The organism is Caldicellulosiruptor kronotskyensis 2002 (assembly GCF_000166775.1).
In the GTDB taxonomy this organism is placed as follows: Bacteria; Bacillota; Thermoanaerobacteria; order Caldicellulosiruptorales; family Caldicellulosiruptoraceae; genus Caldicellulosiruptor; species Caldicellulosiruptor kronotskyensis.
The window spans coordinates 2273250-2287282 of record NC_014720.1; the positions used below are offsets into that span (position 1 = coordinate 2273250).

Genomic DNA, 14033 nt, shown 5'->3' on the forward strand with positions numbered 1-14033 from the left:
TTTATGATAGGTGGAATTAAGGGTCTTTCAAAAGAAGAACTCAAAGAAAAAATAAAGCAGGATTTTCAGCGAAAGATTATATCCCTCTTTGCAATTGATCCAAAAGAAGCAACAACTTATCAGCAATATCTTGCTCTTGGCGAGGTTATAAAAGAATACTCTTTCGAAAGATGGCTTCAGACAAACAAGTATTACAAGCAAAACGATGTAAAACAGGTGTATTATTTTTCGATAGAGTTCCTTCTTGGTAAACTTCTTGTTAACAATCTTATAAACTTAGGGATTCGTGATGTATGCAGAGAAGCTTTGAGCGAACTTGGCATAACTCTTGAAGAGATTGAAGAGGCAGAAAGAGAACCAGGACTTGGAAACGGCGGTCTTGGCAGACTTGCTGCATGTTTTTTAGATTCTATGGCATCAATGGGTCTACCTGGTCATGGAAATGGAATAAGATACCGCTACGGTCTTTTTGAACAAAAAATTCAAAATGGGTATCAGGTTGAAGTGCCCGACAACTGGCTTTCTGAAGAGTATGTATGGGAGGTAAAAAGAAGCGACAGAGCCTGCGTTGTAAAGTTTGGTGGCACAGTGCGTTTTGACATTGTTGATGGAAAACTGAAAGCCTTCCACGAAAACTATGAACCTGTTTGGGCAATACCTTATGATATTCCTATAATAGGTTACGGTTGCAACACAGTAAATACTTTAAGGCTTTGGAGTGCAGAACCGTTTGAAAATGTATTTGACTTTGCTTCGTTTTCAAGAGGTGACTATATTAAAGCTGTGGAATACAGGTATATGGTGCAGTCTATAACCCAAGTTTTGTATCCAGATGATACAAATGAGCAAAACAGGATTTTGAGGCTCAAGCAGGAATACTTTTTTGTATCAGCCGGTGTTCAGAGTATAATAAGGACATTTAAAAAACGTGGAAAACCAATTTATGAGCTTCCAAACTATGTAATGATTCAAATCAACGACACACATCCAGCACTTGTTATACCAGAACTTATGAGGATACTAATCGACGAAGAGGGACTTCCATGGGAAGATGCATGGAATATCACAACAAAAACTGTTGCATACACAAATCATACTATAATGGTAGAAGCTCTTGAAAAGTGGCCAATTGATATGGTAAAAACTCTTCTTCCAAGGATATATACGATAATCGAAGAGATAAATAGAAGATTCTGCAGTGAAATGCTTGAACGTACTGGCGGTGACTGGCAAAGAGTATGCAATGTAGCTATTATCCATGATGGGCAAATAAACATGGCGCACTTGGCTGTTATTGGTAGCAGCTCTGTAAATGGGGTTTCAAAACTTCACACTGAAATTTTAAAGAATGAAGTTTTGAAATGTTTTTACACTATATACCCTGAAAAGTTTAACAGCAAAACAAATGGTATTACACACAGAAGATGGCTTGTTGAAGCAAACCCAGATTTGGCAAGGCTTATCTCTGAAACTTTGCAGACAGACAGGTGGATAAAAGATCCTATGCTCATGCTCAGATTCAAAGATTTTGCAGAAGATAAGCTAACACAGGAGCTTGTTGCGAATATTAAATTTAACAACAAGGTCAAACTTGCCAAGTATATAAAAGAAAAATACAACATCGTGGTTGACCCGCGTTCAATATTTGATGTGCAGGCAAAAAGACTCCATGCTTACAAACGCCAGCTTTTGAACGCTCTTCACATACTGCATCTTTACAATATGCTGAAAGAAAATCCTAGCTTGGATATTTATCCGCGAACCTTTATCTTTGCAGCAAAAGCAGCGCCGGGTTATATCCTTGCAAAAAAGATTATAAAACTCATAAATTCTATTGCTGAAAAGGTCAACAAAGACCCAGATGTAAAAGACAAACTCAAAGTAGTGTTCCTGGAAAACTATTGTGTATCTTTAGCAGAGAAAATTATCCCTGCTGCTGATGTGTCAGAGCAAATCTCAACAGCCTCAAAAGAAGCGTCTGGTACAGGCAACATGAAGTTTATGATGAACGGCGCAATTACCATTGGAACTTTGGACGGTGCAAATGTGGAGATAAAAGAGGCAGTGGGTGATGAGAACATAGTCATTTTTGGCCTTTTGGCTGAAGAGGTCTTGGACTACTACAAAAATGGCGGGTACAGTAGTAGTCAGCTTTATCAAAAAGATTTGAGAATCAGAAGGCTCATTGATCAGTTAATCGGAAACTTTTTTGATGTGCCACCTGGTGAGTTTATGGATATTTATAATCACTTGATAACATATAACGATGAGTACTTTGTATTGAAAGATTTTGACTCTTACCATGAAGCTCAAATGAAAATTGATAAGCTCTACCGAGACACCAAACGCTGGCGAAAAATGATGATAATCAACATAGGAGCATCTGGAATTTTTTCAAGTGATAACACCATTCAAAAGTATGCTGATGAAATTTGGCATATAAAAAGGGTTGAAATTCCAGATTAAATTGTCAAAAAATAAATAAGGGCAGGCTTACTTTCTGTGCCTGCCTTTATTTTGGGTAATTAAAATTCAACAGCTTTCAAAAACTCATTTGCTATAATCATATGTCCTGTTAAATTCGGATGAATTCTGTCAAGCGCAAGTGCATATGAATGATAGTATTTTAAGAATTCATCAAAAGCTTCCTGAACATCAACAAATATTGCACCATGTTTTTGAGCTATTTCTTTCATTGCAAATCTGTACTCATCCATTCTCTTTCTCATAGCATCATTTTTGTTATCATCAATTATAAATGGCGACATCAGAACAAGTCCTTTTAAGTCTGGCTTTGTAAGATTTATAAGCTCATCCAAGGTAGACTTGTACTCATCCAAATACACATGGCACTCAGGAATAAGTGGATTGTCAAACTGTCTCCAAACATCATTTATACCTATCATGATAGAAAGCCAGTCAGGTTTTAAATCTAAAACATCTGTCTGCCAGCGCGCTTTGAGATGCCTTACAGTATCTCCACCAACACCCATGTTTATAACTCTTATTTTGCTCTCAGGATACTTTGAAAGAAGCTGAGCTTGTACAAGAGAAACATACCCATTCCCCAAATTATTCCAATGTAGCCCTTCACCAACTGGTCTTGCTCTGCCGCAGTCTGTAATTGAATCGCCTATGAAAAGAAGTTTGCTTCCATTTTCAATCTTCATTTTTGCTGCCCACCTTCTTTTGTAATTTTACATTTCACAGCTGCTTTGCTAAAAGCGCAGCCCCAATTATACCAGCATCATTTCCCAAAACGGCAGGAATGATTTTGGGCATTGGAACCTGTTTGCAGTAGAATTTTTCATACACAAGCTTTCTCACAGGTTCTAAAAGATACTCTCCTTCTTTGCTAACTCCTCCGCCAATGCAAATTACCTCTGGTTCAAATATATTGCAGATGTTTGCAAGGCCTTCAGCAAGGTATTTTACATACCTGTCAACAATTGCTGCACCAGTGCTGTCTCCCATTCGCTTTGCATCAAAAGCTGTTTTGGCATCAATCTTTGAAATATCACCATTTACAAGCTTCATGATAGTGCCGTTTATATCCCTTGCAGCAGCCTCTCTTGTCATTCGAATAAGAGCTGTTGCTGAAGCATAAGCCTCCCAGCAACCTCTTCTGCCACATGTGCACTGCTCACCATCAACACAAATTACCATATGCCCCAGCTCTGCACCTGCATGGTGTGCCCCGGTGAATATTTTGCCATCGATTATAATTCCCCCGCCAATGCCAGTTCCCAATGTAATTGTAACAGAAATCTTTGTGCCTTTTGCACCGCCTGCTATATACTCACCATATGCTGCACAGTTCGCATCGTTTTCTATGTTAACAGGCTTTGGAATGTATTTTTGTATCTCTTCTCTCATAGGCACATTCAAAAACGCAATATTGTTGCTGTAAAGAATCATGCCCTTTTCATTGTCAGGTGCACCTGGACTTCCAATTCCAACAGAATGAATATCATCAAGTGTAAGTCCACATTCCTTTACAAGATTTAAAGATAGCTCAGCCATATCCTTCATAATCTCTGTATAATGTCTGTGCGCTCCTGTTGGCACAGAACCTTTTTTTATAATTTTTCCTCCCTCATCAACAATTCCTGCTGCAATGTTTGTTCCTCCCAAGTCAATTCCTATGTAATACACTTTCTCTCTCCTTTCCAATTCTCAAGATTTTGATTTTATTATATCAACAAAAAGAGATTAAGTAAAATAGACTTTTTAGTCTCTATTTTTAGATATTTTGCATAATAAACTTGCATAAAATTAAATATTTTTTGTTATCTACAAGAACTGTTTTTTTTGATATTATGAAAAAAATTGCAACATAATAAGGGAGAAGCTATGAAATTAATAGGCAAAATATTTGGTATCTTTTTCAAATATTTTGCTTTGGTTCCAGCTTTTATTGGTTTTATCGGGGGTACTATTCTTTCCATTATTAATAAATCAATTGGTGGTCTACTATTTATGTTAAGCGTTTTAGTTATCTATTTGTTTTTACCCGAATTAGCATTGCTTATTGGAAGACAGGGATTTGAGGAAGTATGGAAACAATTTGGTATTCAAGCAAAACCTGACTTTTCAAGACCTTGGAAACTAACTAGAATAGCATTATTAATTTCTTCTTGTACAGCAGCATTAATTTTCATCCTGAAAACAACTGAAACTAAAAATCTCTTTTATCTTTTTGGTATCCCAATTAGTGGTTTGTTGTTTTATCTGGTGTTGATAGCAGATAAGCTTATCCTTAGACTTATCTTAAACAAAAAATCTACAAAACAAAAATCATAAGGAGACTGAGAAATTTGAGAAATAAAAGGTTGACCAAAAGTGCTATAGTAAAATTGTTGAGAATATTTGTATGGATAACACAAATTCTATTTTTAATCTTTGGAATATATTTTTCAATAACCTCAAAGAATATGTTATTTATTGAAATATTTTTAATTGTTAGTATAAGCGGTATTTTATTTTTTGAAACCATTGTCAAAAATTTTACTACAAATATCCCTGTTAAACTTAAAGTGTGGAATATTTCCAAAATATCATGGTTTATAGCCTGCGCTATCATAGCAGTGGTATTAGTAAACTATAAACCCAGAATCTCGTTGGCTTATATTCTGTTAGCAATAATCATAATAATTTTATCAATAGCAGCAGTCTTCATAATTGATATAAAAATAAAAAGTCGAAATATAAAAAAGAGCTAATCAGTGTGTGAAAAACCACATCTGATTAGCTCTCTTTGTTTTTAAAGTAAAGTTTTCATCTTTTATCTTCTCACAGCAATCTTATACTCTTTCCTGAACTTAAACTCTTCTTGCTTGCCCTTGTTCCAGCACTGAACAGGTCTGTAGTAGCCCACAACTCTTGAGTAAACCTCACATTCTTTGCCACAGGTTGGACAGCTAAAGTACTCACCTGCAACATAGCCATGGTCTGGGCATACAGAGAATGTCGGTGTTATTGTGTAGTATGGAATTCTATAGTTGTATGCAATCTTTTTGACTATCTCTTTGCAAACCTCAATATCGTCAATCTTCTCACCAACAAAGCCGTGCAAAACAGTTCCGCCTGTGTAGCGAATCTGAAGCTCTTCTTGATGATCCAAAGCTGTAAATATATCATCTGTGTAATCAACAGGAAGCTGGGTTGAGTTTGTGTAAAATGGCTCGTCTTTGCCTGATGTAATTATGTCCGGGAACATCTGCTTGTCTTTTCTTGCAAGCCTGTAAGAGGTTCCTTCTGCAGGTGTTGCCTCAAGATTGTAAAGAATTCCTGTCTCTTCCTGGTACTTTATAATTCTTTCTCTCATAAAGTCAAGCACTTTTATAGCAAACTCTCTTCCCTCTTTTGTATCAATACCAACGCCCATGAAGTTAAGCAGGCTTTCGTGCATTCCAACAATTCCTATTGTGTTGAAGTGATTCTTCCAGTACTCACCAAATCGTGCATAAATGTCGCGCAGGTAAAATCTTGAATATGGATATAAACCTTTCTTGGTAAGATCTTCTAATACCTCTCTTTTTATCTCAAGGCTTGTCTTTGCAATGTCCATAAGCCTTGCAAGTCTTTCAAAGTATTCATCTTCAGATTTTGAAAGATACCCTATTCTTGGCAGGTTAATTGTGACAACCCCAATAGAACCAGTCAATGGATTTGCACCAAAAAGACCTCCACCACGTTTTCTGAGTTCACGGTTATCCAACCTTAATCTGCAACACATGCTTCTGGCATCTTCGGGTTTCATATCCGAATTTATAAAATTGCTGAAGTAAGGAAGACCATACTTTGCTGTCATCTCCATTATCTTGTTTACGACTGGGCTGTCCCAGTCGAAGTCCTTTGTGATGTTGTATGTTGGAATCGGGAATGAGAAAATTCTCCCTTTTGCGTCCCCTTCCATCATAACCTCAGCAAATGCCATGTTGAACATATCCATCTCGCGCTGAAATTCTTTATAGGTCCTGTCCATAATCTGCCCGCCAATGATAACAGGCTCATCCTTTAAAGTGGAAGGAGGTACCAAATCCAAGGTTATATTTGTAAATGGACTCTGGAAACCTACCCTTGTTGGCACGTTTGTATTGAACACAAACTCTTGCAGAGCCTGTTTTACATCAGAGTATGTGAGCTTGTCGTAGTATATAAAAGGTGCAAGGTATGTGTCAAAGTTAGAAAAAGCCTGTGCACCTGCTGCCTCACCTTGAAGTGTATAGAAGAAATTGACAATCTGACCAAGAGCACTTCTAAAATGTTTTGCAGGCTTTGATGCAACTTTGCCTTCAACTCCTGTAAATCCGTTTAAAAGAAGGTCTCTCAAATCCCAACCACAGCAGTATACTCCAAGCACACCCAAATCATGAAGATGAAAATCACCGTTTATATGCGCCTCTGCAACCTCTTTTGGATATATCTTGTTTAGCCAGTACTTTGAAATAACTGCTGTTGATATGTGGTTATTGAGTCCCTGTAGAGAATAGCTCATGTTGCTGTTTTCATTGACTCTCCAGTCCATCTTGCCAATGTACTGGTCAACTGTGTTTTCAATGTCTAAAAACAGGTTTTTGAACTCTCTCATGTCTTGATGCTGTTTCCTGTAGAGAATGTAAGCCTTTGCTGTCTTTGCATGACCGTTTTCTATCAAAACCTTTTCCACTATATCCTGAATATCCTCTACATGCGGAATTGAATAGCCGAATTTTTGCTCTAAGATTTCAATAACTTGGTCTGTGAGCTTTTCAGCAATTGAGTAGTCAGAGCCACCAACGGCCTTTGCAGCCTTAAAGATTGCATTTTCTATCTTTTTGCGGTCAAAGTCAACAATTGTCCCATCCCTTTTCATTACCTTTGTTATCATCTTTACTTTCTCCTTTCGCAAACTTTTTTAACCAGCAAACTTCTTTTTGCAAACTACTATATATTGTGTTAATTATTTTTACTTGGCACAATATATTATATTCCAACCTCATTTCCAAATCAATGGAGAACAAAAAATTTTTTAAAAAACAAAAGGCAGGCATATTCTAAAAAATTGGTGCCTGCCTTTTACTCAAACCATTTCAATTGCGTTTTTAGGACATACCACTTTGCAGCTTTCGCATTTTATACAGTTTACACTTTCAATGTTTCCATTTTCTTTGAAATAACAAACTTCCACTTCCATCGGACAATTTTTGTTGCAAAGCTTGCAGCTCACACATTTTTGGGCGTCTATCTTTAGCGTCCCTCTTTTTTGGCCTACAATTCCACTGACTGTCCCCATCGGACATATAACACACCATGTTCTTGCTCTAAATAAAATTCCCAAAATTATTGCAATCAAAGTTGTAACCCATAAAAGCATCACAACACCTTTTGCGAATTTCTCTAAATCTCCCCCGCTTAAAATAGCATTTGCACTCATCATTACAACAAAAAATGTAACCATAAATGCTTTTGCAACCTTTGATTTTAAAACTGCAGGAATATTTTTATTAAAGCTTGCCTTTGCAATAAACTCATCTAAAAATACACCTCTTGGGCAAAACCTGTAGCACCAGTACCTTCCTTTGTAAAAACTCAGTAAAACACTACCTATCATGCACACAAATGCAAACAAACCTACTTTCGGATAAAAAAGTCCGCCTATTAAAACTCCAAAAAATACAAAAGTCAAAAGTATCTTTGCAATGTTGCTTTTGTCCATCTTCAATCTTTTTTCATCTCTTCTTTCCAGTATTTCCATCTCACATACCCCCTCACTTTTTTCTTTTGTGTTATATGTAATCCAGACATTTTTTATACCATGGGTAGGTATTGTATGTCAATTAGAAGCCCTTTATGAAATTTGCTAATAAATGTGAAAAATAAATTTTCTAAATTGCACAATCAGTTTAGTTTTGCTGTAAATTTCGAAACTAAATTACCCTTTCATAAATCTGATGTTTTATGTTAAAATATCACTAAATCTATTTTTGACCTTATCGACTTGGATCAGCAATCAAATTGTGAATAACCATATCATAATACTAATAAAACAATGCTATACCAAATTTTGAGGGAGGGGTTTTGATGGAAAGCTATATCCAGAACATGTTTGCAGAAAGAATTGGCGGAAGCAAATTTGGTAAAGAAACTGTGCTTTATAAGTTTGAAAAAATTAAAAGGGCAAAGGCAAAAGCAAAAGAGCTTCACCCTGACATGGAACTCATTGATATGGGAGTTGGTGAACCTGATGAAAAAGCTGACATGGGTATAATTGGAACGCTTGCCTATGAGGCAGGAAAAGATGAAAACAGAGGGTATGCCGACAATGGAATTTATGAATTTAAAGTGGCAGCTGCCAAATACTTAGAAAGAGTGTACGGCGTCAAGGGGATTAACCCTGATACAGAGGTAAACCACGCGATAGGTTCAAAGTCAGCCTTAGCACTTTTGCCCTATGCATTTATAAACCCTGGTGATGTAACAATAATGACTGTGCCAGGCTACCCTGTTTTAGGAACAATCACAAAATGGCTTGGTGGCGAAGTGTATAACGTGCCACTTTTGAAAGAGAATAATTTCCTTCCAGATTTGTCATCAATCCCGGCTGACATAAGAAAAAGGGCAAAACTTTTGTATTTAAACTATCCTAACAATCCATGTGGTGCTGTTGCAACAAAAGAGTTTTTTGAAGAGGTCGTAAAATTTGCAATGGAAAACAACATAATAGTTGTGCACGATGCAGCATATGCAGCTTTAGTATTTGACGGATACAAGCCACTATCCTTCTTGTCGGTTGAAGGGGCAAAAGAAGTTGGTGTTGAGATTCATTCTCTATCTAAAGCATACAATATGACAGGGTGGCGACTTGCATTTGTTGCAGGAAATGAGCTTGTTGTAAAGGCATTTGCAGCTGTCAAAGACAACAACGATTCTGGTCAGTTCAAAGCTATACAAAAAGCAGGAATTTATGCACTTGAGCATCCTGAGATCACTGAGAAAATCAATGAAAAATATTCACGCCGTCATGACCTTCTTGTAAAAACATTAAGAGATCTTGGTTTTGATGCTCAAAAGCCAAAGGGGTCTTTCTATTTGTACGTTGAGATCCCAAAGGGAATTAAAAAGGGCCGAAGGTTTGAGACAGCTGAAGAGTTTTCCGAATACTTAATCACTGAAAAATGCATCTCAACAGTTCCATGGGACGACGCCGGACATTTTGTTAGGTTCTCTGTCACATTTGAAGCAAAGACACCTGAGGACGAAATAAAAGTTATGGAAGAGCTCAAAAGAAGACTTTCCGATGTGGAATTTGAATTTTAGGAGGTTTTTTTGATGATTGTTACAACAACTCCCTCTATTGAGGGCAAAAAAATTGTGGAATACAAAGGAATTGTGAGCAGCGAAGTAATTGTAGGAGTCAATCTTGTAAAAGACTTTATAGCTTCTATCACAGACATATTTGGCGGAAGGTCTGGAACATATGAAAATGAGCTTATAAGGGCAAGAGAAGAAGCTTTGCAAGAACTTCAAAATAGGGCTGCAATGCTCGGTGCAAATGCAGTTGTTGGAATTGATATAGACTATGAAGTTTTGGGTGCAAATGGAAGTATGCTGATGGTTTCAGTTACAGGAACTGCAGTTGTTGTGGAATAAACTCTTTAATAGGTGAGAGAAAATGAAAGATAAACTTTTAGTTGTTGACATCGGCAATACTAATATTGTGTTCGGTGTTTTCAAAGGGAAAGATTTAATAGCGAGTTACAGGATGAAGACTGATAAAGAAAAGGCTGCAGATGAATTTGGAATACTTATGACACAGATGCTTCTGTACAGTGGTATAAACCCAGCTGAAATAATGGATGTTATCATTTCTTCTGTTGTACCACCAATTATGTATTCGTTTGAAAGAGCAATACAAAAGTATTTTGGAACAAATCCTATGGTGGTGGGTCCAGGCATCAAGACGGGACTGAACATCAAAACTGAAAACCCGAAAGAGGTTGGTTCAGATAGAATTGTCAATGCTGTTGCGGTAAATGAACTTTACGGAGGTCCAGCAGTAATAATTGATTTTGGAACAGCAACAACTTTCTGTGCCCTCTCAAGAAAATCAGAATACTTAGGTGGTGCAATTGCACCAGGTATTAAAATCTCGGCAGAGGCACTTTTTTCTCATGCAAGCAGGCTCCACAGAATAGAACTTCAAAAGCCACCAAGTGTAATTGGCAAAAATACAGTACATGCTATGCAGTCTGGTATCCTCTATGGTTATGTCGGTCTTGTTGATTACATGGTAAACAGGATAAAAGAAGAAATGAGTGAGATAAATGCAAAAGTCATTGCAACAGGTGGCCTTGCAAGGCTTATTGCTGAAGAGTCAAAAACAATTCAGATTGTAAATCCTACCTTGACATTAGAAGGACTCAGGATAATATACTATAAAAACAAACAGATGTCAATTTAAAAATGCTAAAATAAACACGGGGCAATAAAACCTTAAAAAAAAAACAGCAGGTTTTGTTGCCCCTTCTTTTTATATCTGCTTTTCTTATATCTGCTTTTCTAGCCATCTGACAAAATCATAGTGAAATTCTTTTTCTGCAATAACTTCATGAAGCTTGTTTGTAAATGCTTTTTCAGACCAGCTCTTTTTACCATTATAATATCTGTTGCATGTCTTCCAATATCTGTATGGAAAAAGCAGAATTATATAAATAAGTTCAATCTCGTCTTTGTTGAGCGGCGATACATTTGAATACCAGTTCAAGATGCTCTCACCTGTTTTTATGTCCCAGTGAATCCTTTTTAACACCTTTTGCATAAAGCTTGTGAGGTCAATTATTCTAAGATCATACGTAAGATAATCAAAGTCTATAATATACACATCACCATCGTGAGTGTAGAGAATATTGTGGTAAGAGTAATCTCTGTGAATAAAACCTCTTTTTTCTCTTGCCTCATCACAAAGTTTTAAGTAATTTGAATTTTTAAGTTTTTCAAGCGCTTCCTTTGCAAGGTCAAAATAATATGAGTATGTAAATAGATACTCGTAATCAAACATGCTCTTTTTTTTCTCTGCCATCTTTCTCATACGCAAAAATTCGTTGCAGCGCTTTTCAAACTTAGTCAAAAGTTTTCCCAAATCATCTCTGACCCTTGCACCTTCGGGAACATTTGTATAACCTATCGATGCTTCGTGCATCATAGCAAGTTTTTCTGTCGCAGCTTTCAATTCTATCGGGTTTTCAAGTTCACACTCTCTCGCGTCAATCCAGTCTGTCAACACATAGATTTCATCACCCAACATAACATAAGGCAAGTCTTCCTTGCTTAAGTTAAACCTGTCAATGTCTATAAACCCTCTTGAAACAAGGTGTTCTTTGCCCCCGTGAATAAACAAAAGTGTTTCTATCGAATAATCTACTCTTTTAAAACACTTAAGACCTCTGTCTGTTGAAAGAACCAAAATGTCACGGATAGGCATAAAATAAAAAACCTCTATATCAAAAAATTGAGTTATCTCCTCTCTCAGAGCAATCATAACAAAAACACCTCCCACTAAAAACTATATGATCACACAGCTTTTTTAATGCAGGGAGGCTAAAATTTTATCTTTATATTGTTCTTTTTCACATAAACTTGTAAATTTTTCTTCAAATTCTTCAGACGCCCAGTCCAAATCTCTAAACCTGATGATTTTCTTGAGAAGAGAGAAATACTCATATGGCAGAAGTATCATAGCCAATACTAAACATTTTTTGTAATTATCATATGAGGTAACATAAAATTTATTTATACATTCTTCAAAATCAAAATTTTTATCTATTTTAATCAGGCTTTTCACAAACGTGGCTATGTCCTTTTCACGGACATTTAGCTCTAAGTCAAACATATTTGCAAGTCTTAATTTACTGTAACATTTGTATATGTTGTAAATAGTTAGTTTGCCATGTATGAATCTATTTTCTTGCATGCTGCGCGATATTACCTCAAGATACCTGTCATCTTCTAAAATTTCTAACGCTTTTTTTACATATTCGATGTTTGAGTCAATTGTCCTCAAAATTATGTTTCTCAGCTTTTCATTTTTTATGAGCTGAGGTTTTTCTTTCAGCTTAACGAACATCGAATACATATTCCGTGCAGTAATCCTATCTTTTCCATATTGAACATTGTATCTTGCACCTACAGCCGATTTTAAGTTGGTAGACGCTGCATGAAAAGAATTTATAAATTCAATACAGCTGATCACCTGTTTTTCAGAAAGTTCAACCGGTTCTTTTTTAAAATGTTCTATCAGCACATATGTCATCTTGTCAATTCTCAGATAAGGACAACCATCCTTTGTGGGAATAATCTTCTCAAAATTAACAAATTTGTTGTCTTTTAAATGCTGATGACAGTGAAATATAAAGACAATTTCTGCTGGCGACATTTTAGTCTTTTTCAAAAGGTATTCTTCTTTGCCTGTTTTTAATAAATATCCATCTTTGAACTTCTTGAGCTCTTTTATGTCAAAGCCATAGTAAAGCTTAAATTTTTGTTTCAACACCATTTAAAAATCCCTCCCGCAAATTCCTTAATTATCATCTCCTTTCCTGCTTGTATTCTTTCTGATCCTTTAAGTCTTTTGAGAAAATACTCTTCCGCCCACGGCTGTTTTTCGAAATAGTACTGAAATCCAACTTGCCAAATCTCTTGTGGGAAATACATCAAAATCCAAAATGTTTGCAACCAGAATTTATTTAAGATATTTTTATCCTGTAGCAATTTTAAATAAATTCTAAACATATTTCTGTCCCAATCATTTGTTTTCAAAACCCTCACACCAAGGTTTACAAAGTCATGTACACTATAATCTACCATCGCATAATCGAAGTCGATAAGGTATACACCTTTTTCAGAAAATATAAAATTGTGATGAGCAGGATCATGATGAATTAATACCTTCTGATTCTCTTCTTTGAAGTAGTCTTCAACTTTTTTCATCATATGCATGCTCTCCACAAACCTATCTTCAAATCTGCTTAGAACATTCAAGAATATTTCATCAAAATAGCTAAGATTATCTTTTTGATGTATAATATTCTTCATTTGGATAACTTGTGAATACTTTCTACAAAACACTTCTTGATAAGATGGATAAAAACTATCTTTTATTTCCTCAGCAAAAGAAAGTGAGGCTAAATGAAGGTGATGCAAGATTGAAACTACTCTTCTCAAGTCATAAACATTTCTGAAATCTGCACTTCTGCCATCTATCCACTTACATAGAAGATAAACCTTTTTGTGATTATCTAAAAAATAAAAGCCACCGTCAATGGTCTTTTGAAAATCAATCAGGTGGCTTTTAAAACTTGTATTTTTCAGGTGTGAAAAAATCTTGATAATAAAATCAACATGTTCTTTGTCAACTCTACTGACCTTCAAAAAAAATTCTTTACCATCCTTTGTCTTTACAAAATAGGCATTGGATTTTATTTGTTTTATTTCATCTATCTTTATATAATAATTCTCTTCAACTAACTTAAGTTCAGGTGTTCCCATGAAAA

At 35.9% G+C, this 14033-nt stretch carries 13 protein-coding genes; 6 read left to right on the forward strand and 7 right to left on the reverse strand.

Features of this window, described 5'->3' with window-relative positions; genetic code table 11:
- Positions 1 to 3 precede the first annotated feature (3 nt).
- On the forward strand, positions 4 to 2466 hold the full coding sequence (locus CALKRO_RS10520) for a glycogen/starch/alpha-glucan phosphorylase (RefSeq protein WP_013430997.1): 2463 nt from the start codon (positions 4 to 6) through the stop codon (positions 2464 to 2466).
- Between the two features lie 59 nt (positions 2467 to 2525).
- On the opposite strand, the gene CALKRO_RS10525 is transcribed toward CALKRO_RS10520, so the two are convergent.
- Positions 2526 to 3170 (reverse strand): SGNH/GDSL hydrolase family protein, encoded by a 645-nt coding sequence (locus CALKRO_RS10525; protein ID WP_013430998.1) that lies wholly within the window; start codon positions 3168 to 3170, stop codon positions 2526 to 2528.
- Between the two features lie 34 nt (positions 3171 to 3204).
- Entirely contained in the window at positions 3205 to 4155 is a 951-nt protein-coding gene (locus tag CALKRO_RS10530) for an ROK family protein (RefSeq protein ID WP_013430999.1), read from the reverse strand.
- A gap of 198 nt (positions 4156 to 4353) precedes the next feature.
- Between CALKRO_RS10530 and CALKRO_RS10535 the strand changes: the two genes are divergently transcribed.
- Both CALKRO_RS10535 and CALKRO_RS10540 read left to right on the forward strand, forming a co-directional pair.
- Positions 4354 to 4803: a hypothetical protein gene (locus CALKRO_RS10535; RefSeq protein WP_013431000.1), complete on the forward strand. Its 450-nt coding sequence runs from the start codon at positions 4354 to 4356 to the stop codon at positions 4801 to 4803.
- 14 nt (positions 4804 to 4817) lie between these two features.
- Positions 4818 to 5222 carry a hypothetical protein gene (locus tag CALKRO_RS10540; protein WP_013431001.1) on the forward strand — a complete coding sequence of 135 codons (405 nt, stop codon included), beginning with the start codon at positions 4818 to 4820 and terminating at the stop codon, positions 5220 to 5222.
- A gap of 62 nt (positions 5223 to 5284) precedes the next feature.
- Here CALKRO_RS10540 and CALKRO_RS10545 read toward each other — a convergent pair whose 3' ends face one another.
- Both CALKRO_RS10545 and CALKRO_RS10550 read right to left on the reverse strand, forming a co-directional pair.
- The gene (locus CALKRO_RS10545) at positions 5285 to 7372 is read right to left on the reverse strand and encodes a ribonucleoside triphosphate reductase (protein WP_013431002.1); all 2088 of its coding nucleotides are present in this window, start codon (positions 7370 to 7372) and stop codon (positions 5285 to 5287) included.
- Positions 7373 to 7564: 192 nt separating this feature from the next.
- Positions 7565 to 8239, reverse strand: a complete 675-nt coding sequence (locus tag CALKRO_RS10550) for a 4Fe-4S binding protein (RefSeq protein ID WP_013431003.1) — start codon at positions 8237 to 8239, stop codon at positions 7565 to 7567.
- Between the two features lie 326 nt (positions 8240 to 8565).
- Between CALKRO_RS10550 and CALKRO_RS10555 the strand changes: the two genes are divergently transcribed.
- From CALKRO_RS10555 to CALKRO_RS10565, 3 genes are read left to right on the forward strand one after another with little or no spacing between them, the layout of a single operon-like run.
- Complete coding sequence (locus tag CALKRO_RS10555; protein ID WP_013431004.1) at positions 8566 to 9801, forward strand: LL-diaminopimelate aminotransferase; 1236 nt, start codon at positions 8566 to 8568, stop codon at positions 9799 to 9801.
- 12 nt (positions 9802 to 9813) lie between these two features.
- Positions 9814 to 10134: a heavy metal-binding domain-containing protein gene (locus CALKRO_RS10560; protein WP_013431005.1), complete on the forward strand. Its 321-nt coding sequence runs from the start codon at positions 9814 to 9816 to the stop codon at positions 10132 to 10134.
- Positions 10135 to 10156: 22 nt separating this feature from the next.
- Complete coding sequence (locus tag CALKRO_RS10565) at positions 10157 to 10945, forward strand: type III pantothenate kinase (protein ID WP_013431006.1); 789 nt, start codon at positions 10157 to 10159, stop codon at positions 10943 to 10945.
- A gap of 84 nt (positions 10946 to 11029) precedes the next feature.
- On the opposite strand, the gene CALKRO_RS10570 is transcribed toward CALKRO_RS10565, so the two are convergent.
- The 3 genes from CALKRO_RS10570 to CALKRO_RS10580 are packed head-to-tail and all read right to left on the reverse strand — an operon-like array spanning position 11030 to position 14028.
- On the reverse strand, positions 11030 to 12022 hold the full coding sequence (locus CALKRO_RS10570) for a CotS family spore coat protein (RefSeq protein WP_013431007.1): 993 nt from the start codon (positions 12020 to 12022) through the stop codon (positions 11030 to 11032).
- 45 nt (positions 12023 to 12067) lie between these two features.
- Positions 12068 to 13036 (reverse strand): protein kinase family protein, encoded by a 969-nt coding sequence (locus CALKRO_RS10575; RefSeq protein ID WP_013431008.1) that lies wholly within the window; start codon positions 13034 to 13036, stop codon positions 12068 to 12070.
- Positions 13027 to 14028 (reverse strand): CotS family spore coat protein, encoded by a 1002-nt coding sequence (locus tag CALKRO_RS10580; protein ID WP_041741730.1) that lies wholly within the window; start codon positions 14026 to 14028, stop codon positions 13027 to 13029. The genes CALKRO_RS10575 and CALKRO_RS10580 overlap by 10 nt, the downstream gene beginning before the upstream one ends.
- Positions 14029 to 14033: the final 5 nt, after the last annotated feature.

Bases quoted from the DNA above. Each gene is read 5' to 3' on its own strand.
- CALKRO_RS10520 (WP_013430997.1), top strand. From the start codon at position 4: ATGATAGGTGGAATTAAGGGTCTTTCAAAAGAAGAACTCAAAGAAAAA.
- CALKRO_RS10525 (WP_013430998.1), bottom strand. From the start codon at position 3,170: ATGAAGATTGAAAATGGAAGCAAACTTCTTTTCATAGGCGATTCAATT.
- CALKRO_RS10535 (WP_013431000.1), top strand. From the start codon at position 4,354: ATGAAATTAATAGGCAAAATATTTGGTATCTTTTTCAAATATTTTGCT.
- CALKRO_RS10545 (WP_013431002.1), bottom strand. From the start codon at position 7,372: ATGATAACAAAGGTAATGAAAAGGGATGGGACAATTGTTGACTTTGAC.
- CALKRO_RS10550 (WP_013431003.1), bottom strand. From the start codon at position 8,239: ATGGAAATACTGGAAAGAAGAGATGAAAAAAGATTGAAGATGGACAAA.
- CALKRO_RS10555 (WP_013431004.1), top strand. From the start codon at position 8,566: ATGGAAAGCTATATCCAGAACATGTTTGCAGAAAGAATTGGCGGAAGC.
- CALKRO_RS10560 (WP_013431005.1), top strand. From the start codon at position 9,814: ATGATTGTTACAACAACTCCCTCTATTGAGGGCAAAAAAATTGTGGAA.
- CALKRO_RS10565 (WP_013431006.1), top strand. From the start codon at position 10,157: ATGAAAGATAAACTTTTAGTTGTTGACATCGGCAATACTAATATTGTG.
- CALKRO_RS10570 (WP_013431007.1), bottom strand. From the start codon at position 12,022: ATGATTGCTCTGAGAGAGGAGATAACTCAATTTTTTGATATAGAGGTT.
- CALKRO_RS10575 (WP_013431008.1), bottom strand. From the start codon at position 13,036: ATGGTGTTGAAACAAAAATTTAAGCTTTACTATGGCTTTGACATAAAA.
- CALKRO_RS10580 (WP_041741730.1), bottom strand. From the start codon at position 14,028: ATGGGAACACCTGAACTTAAGTTAGTTGAAGAGAATTATTATATAAAG.